We start from the raw sequence: 14,647 nt of genomic DNA on the forward strand, positions 1-14,647 counted from the left end.
GATTACAATAATCTAAAACTAACATAATTACATGTTTTTATAACACAATATTGATGAGGTGAATGAATTGGATCAAGCTACTCGCCGTTCTTTAAAAGAAAGCCGTAATCATGGAGACGAGCGTCTCCCGTTTGGCAACTACTGGCTCAATTTAAGGCCGGAAGAACAGGTGTTTGACTGTCATTGGCACGATGAAGCTGAGTTCTTCTACTGCATTGAAGGCGAGACGCTATTTCAAGTCGATACAGACTACTTCCCCGTTCACGCCGGAGAAGCCGTGTTTATTGATGGCGGTGACATCCATGCGGCTCATCCCCTCGGAAATGAAGGTTGCTCTTTCTTTTCTTTTGTATTCGACAGTAACTTCTTATCAAGTGCACATTATGATGCTGTTCAGGAAAATTTGGTACTTCCTCTTCAGGAGCGTAAGTCAACCTTTCCTAGACACATCAAGCGTGAACATGATTATGAGCTTTCGCTTCTCGATCACATTGCAACGATCATGACCAATTGCCAAGAGGAGTTTCCTGGATTTGAAGGTGCAGTCAAAGGACACCTCTATTTGATGCTATCCGAGATTACCCGTCAGCAAATTTCCTGTAATCGTATTTCCAACAATCGAATTCAGTCCTCGAAGATTGAACGACTCAAGACGGTTATCCTCTATATCCAGCAAAATTATGAACATCCAATCCGACTTTCAGAGCTTGCAGACCTTATTCCGATGAGCGAAGGCCAGTTCTGCCGATTCTTCAAATCGATGACACGGCAAACGCCGATCGATTATATCAATGCCTATCGGATCCGTCAGGCTGTCGAACTATTAAGACAACCTGACAAGAAAATCTCCGATATTGCATTAGAAGTAGGCTACGACAACATCAGTTATTTCATTCGTGTATTCCGAAAAACGATGAATTCATCGCCTTCCGAATTCCGCAAAAATTTATTAGAACAAGTGCACATCTAGACCAAACGGAACCAACTTATTTGAACTTCACCATTTAGCGTCAAAAAGACATTGTGCCGACCGGACAATCCCTCCACAGGGAGGGATACCGTCGTCCAGGCCTGACGTCCACCTGTAGGTGGAACGATGCACTTTCCAACCGTTTGACCTTTGTGGTCATTTACATCCAAAGTGATGATTATTTCTCCACCAGGGATATGCCCTGATACTCTTGCCTCAAACTTAGATGCCCCGTTTCCAAAATCAACATCATGGAATGAAATCCAGCCTTCACCGTTCACCGTACGTACACTTTCTCCACCCTCACGGCATTCATCGATATAGACCTGATGATAATCGTCGTAATTAACAGCTCTAACTTCATCGCCCAAATAACGTGGTGGAATGACTTCCCCCTCAACACTCAATGTAGTCTTCGCAGTAATATCCTTAGAAGAACTGCCTAGCATCAAAGTATAGTTTCCACTCTCAACACAATATCTACCCCTAGTTACATCCCAAAATTCCAGATCTGAAGCTTTTAACTCGAATACTACGGTTTCTTCTTCTCCAGCTTGGAGATGCAAACGTCTAAACCCTCTCAGTGTCTTTCGCGGCCGTTCTACTCGTGAAGCATCCGCACTAACATACAACTGAACTACTTCATCTCCAGCTAACTTACTTGCATTCCTTACGTTTACAGACACCTCTACACTCTCATCAGAGTTAATCAAAGTTCGATCCAGCGACACTCCACTATATTGAAAACTGCTATAACTTAAGCCGTGACCAAATGGATATAGTACTTCTCCGTCAAAATATTGATAGGTTCTCTTGCCCTTGATAATATCGTAATCCATCAGATCTGGGAGCTGCGACACCGACTTATACCAAGTCATGTTCAATCTTCCGGCCGGGTTGTAATCTCCAAATAACACATCAGCCACCGCGTGACCCAGCTCTTGGCCTGCATGTGACGTATATATAATAGAAGGAATATGCTCATTCTCCCAATTCACTGCAAATGGGTAGCTGCCAACAATCACAACCACTGTATTCGGATTAGCTTCATATACGGCCCGAATCAGTTTCTGTTGGTAACTAGGAAGCGTAATGTCAGGGCGGTCCGTCGTCTCCTTACCATTAATGAAGGGATTATTCCCGACGATCACGATAGCATGCTCCGAAGATTTTGCCGCTTGAACCGCTTCCCTTATTCCGTCTTGGACCACTTCTATAATGAACTCATTTTCAGTAGCCACTGAGGTTACACTTTCTCCGCCCCTAATCAATTGTTGCTCCTCATTCAGAACAATAGGCTTGCCTTCCCAAGATTTCATAGAGAAGGAACCGTTATTAGACTCATCAAACCCAAAGACTTCTTTAACAAACCAACCTTTGGCATACTCAGCGGTTGCAGTCAAATCACCTTCATCAGTCTCCGTAACGAACTTTCCTAGACTTAATGACCGTAATGTTACACTTCCCCAACCCCAATCAGTTCGTTCAAAAACCTCTGCGTCTTGAATATCCAGTCGATCAGCTATAAGTGCCGCTTTTTCGCCAGAACCTGATATGCCTACATACTTACCGGTTGCCTTGGACCGAATAATAATGCAATCCAGCCCACTGTTGAAATGAACTGACTTCTCATCTACTTTCTGCTTAATTCCCTGAAGCGGAGTCACTCGGTATGCTGGCGTACCGCTATACCAATCTGTGAGCGCTTCATCTGCCAACGGACCAATTACAGCTACAGGTGAAGCCTCATGTCGTAACGGCAATAAGCCGTCATTTTTTAATAACACGATCGATTCGCGTGCTGCTGTTAATGACATTGCTGCATGTTCAGGAGCACAAAGTTTGGATTCAGGCACATGACTATAAGGATTAACCTCAGCAGGATCAAATTCACCAAGCCGGAAACGCACACGAAATGTATTGCGTAACGCGTGATCCAAATCTCCTTCTTCTAGTAAACCCTGCTCTAGTGCATCACGAATGGCCCGCAAAGAAATATCCTGATCATCCGTAATACTGTCTATCCCTGCTTTGATCGAGCCCGCAACCGCTTCTGCATAAGACTGTAAATAGCCGTGATCCATAACGGTTCCAAGTACGTCCCCTGCATCACCAACCACAAATCCATCCATGCCCCATCTGCCCTTAACGATCTCGTTCACTTCATGGTTCAGGTTACAAGGTGTTCCGTTGATTCCGTTATAAGCCGTCATCATCGATCCGGCTCCGCCCTCGCGAAATGCTGGCTCGAATGCCTTCAAGTAATACTCCCACTTATTCCGTGGATCGATACTTACTGAAGCGCTTCCCCGGTCGATTTCATTGTTGTTCCCGTAGAAATGCTTCAAAGTAGCAACCGTTTTGTAGTAAAACGGATGATCTCCTTGCATGCCTTTCACAAGCTCAGTTGACAATCTCCCTGTTAAATGAGGGTCCTCGCCATAAGCTTCTTCTGTCCGCCCCCAACGTGGATCACGCTCCATATCTACGGTTGGTGCCCAAACAGTGAGTCCATTGATAGCCGGATCACGCTGGAAGTATATCCGCGCTTCATCACCGATCACCGAACCGATGTTGTGCATAAGCTCAGGATTCCAAGTACACGCGAGTCCTGTATTCTGTGGGAAGACAGTAGCTTCACCAAGCCAGGCAATGCCATGAGCGCCCTCTGTACCGTGTTTGTATTTCTTCACACCTAGCCTAGGAATTTCGGCCTGATATTGACACATTAACTCTATTTTTTCTTCCAGTGTAAAACGAGAGATCAAATCATTCACTCGATCTTCTAGCGGTAAGTTGTGATTCTGATAAGGATAATTGTTATTCGCATCCGTCATATAAATACCTCATCTCATTATAGTTATAATTTTGTAAGCGCTATTAAAATTCACCCAAGATTATCATAGCGTGCCAACAGCAGCCTTCCTACACCGATAATTAGTCCTATTTTCATATAAAAATATAGAAAAAACAGAACAAGAACTTAAATGAGTGCTAGCTGTGGACGCTACGTGTACGAAATGCTGTTTCAATCGCTGTTGTCTCCAAATTTATTATTATTCCATTTAGGCTCAAAACCAAAATCGGTGCCTGACAAAATAAAACGGGAAGTAACGTTACGTTTTGGAGGATGTTACCATCGCTGTTAAATGAGAATTTCCTAGATTATATGGTTGTAGTGGTTGAAATTCTCATTTAAAGGCGAACGATCCGCTTGTCCACATTCCTCCAAAACTCCACTGATACGCGGTTTTTTTGTCAAACACCGATTCAAGGATGAGCCTCCTTTTACAGCAGACAAATAAATAAAGGGCATCCCCAGCCATCTTATGACTTTTTGGGATACCCTATTAAAATCCTCAACAACTTTAAACGTGCCCTACAACTTCTTTTCGATATGCTGAAGGTGACGTTCCTACATATTTCCTGAATTTGCTGTGGAAATAATCCACATTCGTATAGCCTACTTTCTCAGCTACTTGATATACTTTGTAGCCCTCTTCCAAGAAGCCTTTGGCTTTCTCAATCCGCACTTTATCGAGGTAAGTATTGAAGTATTCCCCTGTCTCATTCTTGAACAATTTCCCTAAATAAGCACTGTTATAATTAAAGACACCTGACAACGTCTCCAGCTTAAGGTTATCACCGAAGTTTCGATGAATGAGATCGAGCATGATTTTCACTTCGCGGTGCGAGCCACCGTCACTCAAATGACTCATCATTTGCATCAGGAAGAAATCTATCTTTTCAAACAATCCTTGAATGGTCCGCACTTGATAAATTTCAGCCAGATAATCACCATACTCTATGCTACGATCCTGGAGTTCAGGATACTGTTTCGACGCTTTATTAAGAATAGAGGTCAATATCTCTGAGAAACGACGTTTAATCTCCAATTCACTATAGCCCTCTGAAACAAAGAACTTCCCCGTTCGGCGCACTAGCGATTTCATCGTCTCCAGATTTCCGATGTCAATCGCGTAATAGATTTGATCACTCAGTGAATGAGTATGTAACTCGCCAGAATCCTCGCTATTGCATTCTATATTGGATGAATCCAAGCACAATACGTTCCCATTATCTAAAAAAAAATGATGTTTAATCAGCTCTCGTGCGTCCACGTAGGACTGACCAATCTCATGTAAAGTACTCACTTTGCGTCCCAATGCAACGCTGAAATAAACCCCAAAATCAATCAATTGGGAATCAATCCATTTGTAGAGTTGATCCAATTCCACACTAAGAAGGGGTTCCTTCAATAATATACCGATCTGTGCATGGATATAGAACACCCAACCGCGTCCTGTATCCTCGAACTTATCCATGAGCTTTCTCTTGAGCAACGCTGAAAGCTTCGTATCACTTTCATCTTGAGGGTGCACGGAAATCAACAACACCTGATAGTTTCTCCATACTAACCCTAGTTCCTCCGCTTTCTTATTAAGAATAGTGGAGTCCTCTCCCTCATTGGAGGTTTCTGTTAATACCGATTGAATTAGTGCTTCGCGTGTCCATACTTTAGTGACATGTTTCCATTGCTCAGATATTTTTTCGCTATCAATTTGTTGTTTTATATCTTTTAAATAAGTGATTAGCTCATCTTCATCCACCGGTTTTAGTAGATAACCATCAACCTGGTGAGCAATGGCTTGTTTGGCATAGTCAAAATCAGCGTAACCACTTAAGATCAATATGTGTAAATGTTCATCGATCTCCCGTAGTTTTTGAATCAGCTTCAGACCGTCCATTCCGGGCATACGGATATCAGCTAACACCAAATCAGGGACATGCAAATCATATTTAATTAAGGCTTCGTTTCCGTTCGCCGCCGTATCCACAACGGTATAGCCAAGAGAATCCCAATCGATAAAAGCCTTTAATCCTTCTCTTAGTTTTGGCTCATCATCAACTATCAGCACTTTTATCATTTGATATTCCTCCTGCCGGAAAAATTTTGATCCTACCTACATTCCAGCGACACATTGTGCAAATAAAGTTCATAATAAAGCGTTTTCACATTAATTATACCGCACCACCATTTTCTAACAAACATTATCTTGTTCATTTGTTGCACTATTTTGATGTATTAAGTACGAACACAGCTCTCCTTGGTTAATGTTTCATTACCAGGAGAGCTGTAACTATCTACGCAGTTTCCTGCACCTTATCCTTTTCTTGAAACTGTATCCGATATAGCCCCGCGTACATACCTTCTTGTTCCATTAGGTCATCATGGGTACCTTCTTCAACGATTTCTCCTCGATCTAACACGATAATTCTAGAGGCATTCCGTACCGTAGACAATCGATGTGCAATGACTACAGTCGTCCGTTCGCGCATGAGCAGGTCTAACGAATGTTGCACAAGCTCTTCCGATTCGTTGTCTAATGCTGATGTTGCTTCATCTAATAATAGCAGCGGGGCCTTACGTAGGAAAGCGCGCGCAATAGCCAATCGTTGACGTTGTCCTCCTGATAGAGTAGACCCATGTTCCCCGAGTACCGTGTCGTATCCATCAGGTAACTTAGCAATAAATTCTTCGGCCCCTGCAAGCCTTGCCGCTTCTATTATTTCTTCATCAGTCGCTCCGTCAGCGCCAAAGATAAGATTATCACGTATTGTACCCGAGAAGAGGTAAGGGATTTGTGGGACATAAGTCGTAAATTCACGAGTACTCTCCAGGTGTTCATGAAGAGGAGAACCAAACAGGGATACACTTCCTTGATCCGGTTCATATAATCCACAGCATAACCTGATTAATGTTGACTTACCTGAACCACTTGGCCCTACTACCGCAACTGTCTCCCCAGGAACAACGCGTAAGTTAAGCCCTTTAAATAATGGGGTATCTACTCCGTCACTTGAACGATGATTGAAGTAAACATGATTCATACTTAAAGCCTCTTTGTCAGAAAGTAGGTGGGATTCAGCCGCCTCAGGAGACTTCTCCTCACGCTCGCTTGGCATATCTAGGACAGCGAATACACGATCCGATGCTCCAAGTGACTCTTGTACTCCCCCCCATGTTTGCGACATATGGACAAAAGGCCACTGTACCCGACCCATAAGTATAATGAATGCCAGCACCCCACCTGCCGTCGTGCCCCCATGTAGGGAAGAATAAGCAATCAACCCTGCACAAGCAACCATTACGGTATTATTAACAAAGGCAGACGTTTGCCATAGAAGACCAGAAAGTATCGTTCTTTTACGTTGAAGTACATTTAGTTGTTCACGTTTCTCTACATATCGATTCAGTAGAGGACCTTCCAAACCAAACGCCCGAACGACCTTCATACCTTGCAGTACTTCCTGCAATAACGCTCGAAGTTCTGCTTCCTTCATCAGGATATCACCTGATAAAACTCTTAATCTTCGATCGAAGAAACGTCCTGAAAGAAACACGACTGGGCCTGAGCCTAGCGCGAGCAGCGAGATCCATATGTCCATACGGGCCAAATATAGAAAGGAGACAAAACATAGTAGAATGTTATATGCCAGATCGTATACAACACTACCTACCATATCCATAGCCTTATCTGCATCTTTATTGTTTCGAGAGGATAGGTCCCCCGAATGCATGGATTGAAGTACACGAAAAGGAAGTCGATTACTTTTATCAAACAGGCTGGCCCTAAGATCCCAAACCATGCGGAACTGGACAACGAACCGAAGGTAATGTTGCAGCATAAGGCAAACCAAGACGAGTAAGCATACGATCCCGCAAATCATCGTTAGTCGTAGTAGGGCGCTCATATCTGCACTCGTAATCGTATCTATAAATAACTGCTGAACGGTAGCGAACCCTACATCCATGACTAACTTCGCAATCAGAAGCATCATGGCGACAATGAAACCCATGCGGTATGGGCGTACAAATTGTAATAGTCTCCCTAACACATTTCGAAATGACTGGCGATTTGGAGTACTCGTATTCATGCTCCTACCTCTTCTCTCTGAGACTGGAGAGTGCCCTTATCTAAACTTTTAGAGACCATATCCATATAATTTCCTTCTAGTATCATCAGTTCATTATGAGTACCAGACTCAACAACTTCTCCATTTTCTAGATAATAAATAAGGTCAGCATCCCGAATCGTCGACAAACGATGTGCTACAACAACCGTTGTCCTGTCATGCATTAGCTCTTTCAAAGCTTGCTGGACGAGTTCCTCATTATGACTATCGAGCGCAGCCGTTGGTTCATCTAATAGCAATAATCTGGGTTCACGTACGAATGCTCTAGCGATAGACATCCTTTGTCGTTCACCACCAGACAAGGTCAGTCCTCGCTCGCCAATAATCGTCTCATACTGCTGTAGTGTCGACATAATGAAATCATGAATTCCCGCAGCTCGTGCAGCATTCATAACATCCTCCCGGGTTGCGCCAAGTCTACCCCAAGCAATATTTTCAAACAACGTACCCGTGAATAGATAAGGATCTTGTGATACATAAGCAATTTCGTTACGCCAATCCTTGGGACGAATGTCTCGAAGCGAAATATCACCGCAATATATACTTCCTTCATTTGGTTCATAAGCAGCCATTAATAGGTTCAGAATGGTGCTTTTACCGCTACCACTAGGACCCGCAATTGCCGTGACTTTTCCAGACTTAATCTCTAATGAGAGCCCTTTCAAGACATCCGCTCCTTCCCCATAACGGAAGCCTACTTGCTCAAATTTAATAGAAGGAAATTTGTCTTGATTCACATGGGTGTAATTCTGATCTTGCGATGGTATACTGCTCCCTTCCTCTTCCAGATCCAGAATGCTAAACAAACGATTTCCTTGTGCCATAGAGGATTGTAATTCAGTCCAAAGATTGGAGAGACGAGCGACAGGCTGAGAAATTTGCTCAAAGCTAATGAGAAAGGCCGCTACTGCTCCTACATCAAGGGTACCTTTGATCACAAGATAACCACCAAATGATAGGACATATAACAAACCACCAAGAATCACCGCAAAGGGTAAATTATATCCCACCGCTTCAACACGGGTAACCCGGAAATGAATTCGAAGATGCTCCTGAGCACGCTTCATAAATTGTTCCTTCAGTTTGCCTGCCAATGAAAAAGAGCGTACTACTTCTGCTCCCTGAATGGCGTCTTGAATAAATGTCTGCTGCTCCGTTGCAACTTTCTGTCTCTCCTCATGCATAGCTCGAAGCTTACGCGTGAAGGGAACCATAATTAGAGGAATCGTAGCACAAATGAGGATCGTTCCTAAAGTCAACATGTACTGAAGCGATACTAAATACGTAAGCATAAAAACGATTTTCAGGATATTTTCGATCATATCAATCGTCTTCTCGTTTATCCCCATTTGTGCCGCTGGTGCTGAATCATTGATCCGGCTAATCAAATCCGCCGAGTGGTGCTGCTCTAAGTTCTCCATTCGGACCTTCATAAGCTTAGATAATACGGAGGCTTGTAGTTTAGCTACCGATTTGTATTCCAGGACACCGGATACATAGGTTTTGGCGAAATTACCAGCTCCATCAACAACAACGACTCCGATCGCAAAAATTCCCCCTGAGATGAGTCCCGCCATATTTCCATCGACCGTCGCATTCACAATCCGTCGTAAAGATTCTGCTAAGGCAACACTAGTCAGAGACAGAACAGCAACGATGATACAAAGAATGAAATAACGGCCCCAGTAGGGCTTGCCTAAGCTAATTAAACGCTTTAAAGTTTCAAATGCAGTAGGTTTATTCCCTTCGTGGCTCTTCATACTATTCATCCAGCAGGACTTTGGACGTTAACGCCAGAAGCTCCCGCAGTCTTTCTGTCTTCAAGTGGTAATACATCCGATGATCCGATCGCTTCATTTCTAAAAGGTCCAGAAAGAACAAGAAGTTGGCATGATAATTCACCGCGGCCGGTGTAATGCCTAGTTCAGCTGCAAGCTCTGCTCCATACCGAGGTTGTACCCGCAATAATGAGACAAAATCCATTCGTCTCTTATCCGAGAGAGCTTTAAAGAATAACTCTACCTTCTCACGATCGGCGTCAGGTCCAAATACACGATCGTTATGGATCCCAAAAATAACCCAGGCATGTTGACCGTTATTGGAATAAATCAAATGATTCGACACTTGTGATAAAAAACTAATATGAAAAATGGTCGGTAAATCATAGAGTGCCGGCTCACTCTTGTTCGTTTCTCGGATAAAAGTCTCTGGTTCTTCTTTGAAAGAGTCACCATAGTGAAGGGCCGATGCCTCCGACAGATCCTTAATCCGTTTCGCCCAAGGTTTATATGCATCTTGGTAAAACTGCCGGATCACCTGCATATAGCGATGTTTGGCTTCAAGTGGATGGGTAAGGCATTCCAGAAGTGGTTCGAAGGCTCCGGCAACTTCCGGATGTGGTTCTGTTGCTTTTACCAACTCAATAAGTGCTGGTAGGTCTCGCTGAACTTCCTTCCAATACTCCCAATCTCGTCCTTGTAGCAGCTCATCCATCTTATCGTGATACACACCATAGACCATTCCTGCCATAATTTTGTCTGCCGGAATCTGATCCAGCTCTGCAATCCATTCTTCAGCAGATTGGATCTTTGGACAATCACAGATGGATAAGTAGAAACCAAAATCAAGTGCTTTATGTAGAAAGTTATATTTGAAGAAAAACTCTAGCTCTCGGAGTGCATGTGGCGATAGCTGCTCCCTAGCCTCTTGATGGAAGTCAGTTGCGAGTGGGTCCAATTCAAACTTATATTCTTTGGCCACCTCTTCCATTTGTTCTTCACAAGCAACCATACCCATAGCTATAATCAGTTCCAGCGCCTCGTTGTAGGCAAATGATATATTTTTCGTAAGCATGTCTTTCATTTCTATTTCACCATCTTCCGTTAAGTTTTCACTATATATTAGTGTAATATCACAACATTTAATTTTTACTTAATGTTAAAATAACCCTTTTATTTCGAGTTGTCAATCGGTCATATCAAAAAGAGCCGACTCTTGTTAAGAATCGGCTCCTTATATGATTAATCCAAACTATAAAATTATAGAACTATAATGCTCGTACCCCATCTTTCACAGGGATGCCGAAGTTAGGTGTGCCATCTTCATTCCACTCTATAACCTGCGCTCTAGTATGACGATTAGGGTCGTACAGTGGATCGCCAGTAATTTCTTTATAATTACGTGCATGATAGATCATCACATCAAGGCCATCCTCGGATACCGTAAAGCTATTATGACCCGGTCCATATTGCCCTGTCTCCTCATTCGTTTGGAATACAGGTTGCGGAGATTTCACCCATGAACGTGAATCTAGTAAATCAGCGTCTTCATTAGCTGTTAGGAGCCCCATGCAATAGTTATGATCGGTAGCACTAGCGGAAAAACTCATAAAGATACGGCCATTCCGCTTCAATATCGCCGCGCCTTCATTGACTTTGAAACCGATGATCTCCCAATCGTACTCAGGTGTAGAGATCATGACTTGTTTCCCAATCAACGTCCACGGGTTGCTCATCTCTGATATATATAGATTGGAGTTACCCTCAATATTGGGGTCCTTCTGCGCCCAAACATAATATAATACTCCCCGGTGCTCAAACGTGGTAGCATCCAGTGCAAAGGATTCCCACTGCGTAAGTATTTGGCCCTTCTCCTCCCAAACACCTTCAAGTGGATTAGGTGAAGCATTCTCCAGCACAAACATCCGGTGATCAAAAAGTCCTTCCTTGGTCTCCGTGGTTCTAGCCGCAGCGAAATAAATGTACCATTTTCCATCAATATAATGGATTTCTGGAGCCCAGATGTTGGCGCTTAGCGGCCCGGATTCGTATTTCCGCCATGCGACAACAGTCTCTGCCTCTTTCAAACCTTCAAGCGTAACGGCCCTGCGAACCTCAATCCGATCATATTCTGGTACAGAAGCCGTAAAGTAATAATAACCATCACTATGTTTGTAGACCCACGGGTCTGCTCGCTGCTCCACCAGCGGATTAATATATTCTCTATTTATGTTCATATTGGTTTCTCCTTTGATATCATCAAAAATGACTATTTCTAAGTTGCTAGCTCCATCTCGAGGCTAGAGGAAAGGGGCAGCCGGAATCTTGAAGTCGAGCTCTGACTGCAACTAGACAGCCACAATAGCGGCAAGTCGTACCGTATTGTAGAGCAGGACAACTTAAACAGGTATCCATTCTGTCATTGTACTCCTGATCAGACACTGCCTCTCTGCCCTTCATTGCGATGGCAATTAGCCGTTCAAGCTTTTCCGGTGATACCTTGACGCTATCCGTACAGCCTTTGCAACCCTCGAGTCGTTCCATATCCCTTCACCCCAATCCTTATTCCAATGTCAACACGACAACGGAAGCTGGAGGCATTTCAAATTGAAGATGTCCATTCTGCAGTGTTACTCCTTCAAAATTAACCGGTGCAACCCGTTCAGGCTGTTCAAATGTGTTGTGCTCATTTAAGGAAGTATGGGTTAGGATTCTACCTGAAACCTTCTTGCCTTCAGCTCCATCGATATGACAGCTAACGGTTGTGTTCTCCGCATGGTGCAAATTACATGCAGATAAATGAATGGCTCCGTCTGTATTAATGGATGCTGACACACTTAATTGCGGAATCGACTGTGCACCATACGTGTATAACGGACTCTCAAAAGCTACATCCAGCAATTCAGCATCCTGATGAACCTTATACATCTCGAACACGTGATAGGTTGGTGTTAGAAGCATGTTGTCTCCTTCGGTCAGGACCATTGCCTGCAAGACATTCACAACCTGAGCGATGTTCGCCATCTTCACGCGCTTGCTATATTTTTGGAAAATATTAAGGTTAATCCCTGCAATAAGAGCATCTCGAAGGGTATTCTGCTGATATAGAAACCCAGGGTTCGTTCCCGGCTCTACATCAAACCAAGTTCCCCATTCGTCGACAATGAGTCCTACTCTACCCTCTGGATCATACTTATCCATAATTTTCGAATGTTTGACGATCAATTCTTCCATATAGAGTGTATTTTTCATGGTTGAAAACCACTCGTTTGTTTCGAAATCCGTTGAGGAACCTTTTGAGCCCAACCAATTCCCCGTTGGTAAAGTGTAATAATGCAAGCTGAGGCCATCCATCAGCCCTCCTGCTTCACGCATCATCACTTCTGTCCAGTGATAATCATCGGTATTCGCACCACAGGCGATCTTATACACTTTGTTGTCGCCATAATTTCGAACATAAGTTGAGTAATGTCGGTAAAGATCAGCATAATACTCAGGGCGCATATTCCCGCCGCAACCCCAGTTTTCATTGCCTACCCCAAAGAATTGTAAACTCCACGGTTTATCCTGGCCATTCTCTTTGCGTAGATTAGCCATCGGAGATTCTCCGTCGAAGGTCATATATTCGACCCACTGCTGCATTTCTCGTACCGTGCCGCTACCGACATTACCGCTAATATAGGGTTCCGTCTCAAGCAATTCACATAGCCGCAAAAATTCATGTGTGCCGAAATGATTGTTTTCCTCCACTCCGCCCCAATTATTATTGATCATCCGCGCCCGCTCCGAGGCAGGGCCTATGCCATCCATCCAGTGATATTCATCCGCAAAACAGCCACCCGGCCAGCGAAGTACTGGTATATGTAATTTCTTGAGTGCCTCCAGTACATCGATGCGGATTCCTTCTATATTCGGAATGGGTGAATCTTTGCCAACCCATATCCCTTCGTATATGCATCTGCCTAGATGCTCGGCAAATTGACCGTACAAGTAACGGCTAATCGTACCTTTTTTCTCATGAGCATTCAATTTCATTTCTACCATTTCAGTTGACCTCGCTCTCCACTCATATATTTATATAATTCGCTTAACCTTTCACCGCACCAGCCGTCATCCCATCAATAAAGTACTTCTGAAAAGCGATGAATAAAATAAAGATAGGGACGATGGAGAAAAATGAACCTACGATCAATAGATCGTAATTATTTCCGTAAGGAGTGAGTAATGTTTTGAGTCCAATAGGGAGCGTAAACTTACTGCCACTACTTAGCACCATAAACGGCCAAAGGAAGTTATTCCAACTGTTCATCCCGTTTAGAATGGCCATAGCAGCAAATGACGGCTTCATGACGGGCAAAATTAATTTTAAGTAAATGCCATATTCTGAAGCTCCATCTACTCTGCCTGCAGAAATAATTTCCTTCGGAATTCCTCTTAAATACTGTCTAAAGAAGAAGATCGTTGCGGCACTAGCAATCCCAGGTAGAACTATTGCAGAATATGAATTCATCAGACCGATATTATTAGTTAATGTATATAGTGGTAACAGCAAAATTTCAAACGGTACCATCATAATTAGCAATACACAGATGAACAAGAGATTTTTACCTTTGAATTCATAGGCCGAAAATCCATATGCCACCGTGGCACTAACGAATAGCGTTAAGGTTACTTGAACTATTGTTAATAGAACTGAATTAAAAAACCATGTGAAATAGGCATGATCTCCAGTAAACAAAAAAACGAAATTATTAAAACTCATAGCTGAAAGATCAAAATTCAAATTTAATCCATTTCGAATCAAATCGGCCCCAGGTTTAAATGATGCTATCGTAATCGCGTAAAAAGGAACCAGTATAAGGAAACCCACTATAGCAAAGAAGATGAAGAGGACTATTTTAAGCGCAATATTCTTATTCAT

General features: G+C 43.2%; 10 protein-coding genes. 1 reads left to right on the forward strand and 9 read right to left on the reverse strand.

The features are described from left to right. Window positions 1–67: 67 nt before the first annotated feature. Window positions 68–970: an AraC family transcriptional regulator gene (locus tag IEW05_RS15100; RefSeq protein WP_188540173.1), complete on the forward strand. Its 903-nt coding sequence runs from the start codon at window positions 68–70 to the stop codon at window positions 968–970. On the opposite strand, the gene IEW05_RS15105 is transcribed toward IEW05_RS15100, so the two are convergent. From IEW05_RS15105 to IEW05_RS15145, 9 genes are all read right to left on the reverse strand, one after another. Then, window positions 967–3,807 carry a glycoside hydrolase family 3 protein gene (locus IEW05_RS15105; RefSeq protein WP_188540175.1) on the reverse strand — a complete coding sequence of 947 codons (2,841 nt, stop codon included), beginning with the start codon at window positions 3,805–3,807 and terminating at the stop codon, window positions 967–969. The two genes, IEW05_RS15100 and IEW05_RS15105, sit on opposite strands and share 4 nt — an antisense overlap. Window positions 3,808–4,338: 531 nt before the next feature. Continuing rightward, window positions 4,339–5,898, reverse strand: coding sequence for a response regulator transcription factor (locus IEW05_RS15110; protein ID WP_188540177.1), 1,560 nt, complete (start codon window positions 5,896–5,898; stop codon window positions 4,339–4,341). Window positions 5,899–6,115: 217 nt separating this feature from the next. Further along, entirely contained in the window at window positions 6,116–7,909 is a 1,794-nt protein-coding gene (locus IEW05_RS15115) for an ABC transporter ATP-binding protein (RefSeq protein WP_188540179.1), read from the reverse strand. After that, a complete protein-coding gene (locus tag IEW05_RS15120) occupies window positions 7,906–9,708 on the reverse strand; it encodes an ABC transporter ATP-binding protein (protein WP_188540181.1) in 1,803 nt (600 codons plus the stop codon). Before IEW05_RS15120 ends, IEW05_RS15115 begins: the two co-directional genes overlap by 4 nt. 1 nt (window position 9,709) lies before the next feature. Further along, window positions 9,710–10,801, reverse strand: coding sequence for an ArsR/SmtB family transcription factor (locus tag IEW05_RS15125; protein ID WP_194434130.1), 1,092 nt, complete (start codon window positions 10,799–10,801; stop codon window positions 9,710–9,712). Between the two features lie 193 nt (window positions 10,802–10,994). Next, the gene (locus IEW05_RS15130; protein WP_188540185.1) at window positions 10,995–11,963 is read right to left on the reverse strand and encodes a glycoside hydrolase family 43 protein; all 969 of its coding nucleotides are present in this window, start codon (window positions 11,961–11,963) and stop codon (window positions 10,995–10,997) included. A 46-nt stretch (window positions 11,964–12,009) separates the two neighbouring features. Beyond that, the gene (locus IEW05_RS15135) at window positions 12,010–12,270 is read right to left on the reverse strand and encodes a DUF6171 family protein (RefSeq protein ID WP_188540187.1); all 261 of its coding nucleotides are present in this window, start codon (window positions 12,268–12,270) and stop codon (window positions 12,010–12,012) included. 18 nt (window positions 12,271–12,288) lie between these two features. Continuing rightward, entirely contained in the window at window positions 12,289–13,770 is a 1,482-nt protein-coding gene (locus IEW05_RS15140) for an alpha-N-arabinofuranosidase (protein WP_188540189.1), read from the reverse strand. Between the two features lie 43 nt (window positions 13,771–13,813). After that, window positions 13,814–14,647, reverse strand: coding sequence for a carbohydrate ABC transporter permease (locus IEW05_RS15145; protein ID WP_188540191.1), 834 nt, complete (start codon window positions 14,645–14,647; stop codon window positions 13,814–13,816).

The organism is Paenibacillus segetis (assembly GCF_014639155.1).
Taxonomy (GTDB): Bacteria; Bacillota; Bacilli; order Paenibacillales; family Paenibacillaceae; genus Fontibacillus; species Fontibacillus segetis.

Coding starts and splice junctions, on each gene's coding strand:
- IEW05_RS15135 (WP_188540187.1), bottom strand. CDS start 12,270: ATGGAACGACTCGAGGGTTGCAAAGGCTGTACGGATAGCGTCAAGGTA.
- IEW05_RS15125 (WP_194434130.1), bottom strand. CDS start 10,801: ATGCTTACGAAAAATATATCATTTGCCTACAACGAGGCGCTGGAACTG.
- IEW05_RS15105 (WP_188540175.1), bottom strand. CDS start 3,807: ATGACGGATGCGAATAACAATTATCCTTATCAGAATCACAACTTACCG.
- IEW05_RS15145 (WP_188540191.1), bottom strand. CDS start 14,647: ATGAATAAGAATATTGCGCTTAAAATAGTCCTCTTCATCTTCTTTGCT.
- IEW05_RS15140 (WP_188540189.1), bottom strand. CDS start 13,770: ATGGTAGAAATGAAATTGAATGCTCATGAGAAAAAAGGTACGATTAGC.
- IEW05_RS15130 (WP_188540185.1), bottom strand. CDS start 11,963: ATGAACATAAATAGAGAATATATTAATCCGCTGGTGGAGCAGCGAGCA.
- IEW05_RS15110 (WP_188540177.1), bottom strand. CDS start 5,898: ATGATAAAAGTGCTGATAGTTGATGATGAGCCAAAACTAAGAGAAGGA.
- IEW05_RS15115 (WP_188540179.1), bottom strand. CDS start 7,909: ATGAATACGAGTACTCCAAATCGCCAGTCATTTCGAAATGTGTTAGGG.
- IEW05_RS15120 (WP_188540181.1), bottom strand. CDS start 9,708: ATGAAGAGCCACGAAGGGAATAAACCTACTGCATTTGAAACTTTAAAG.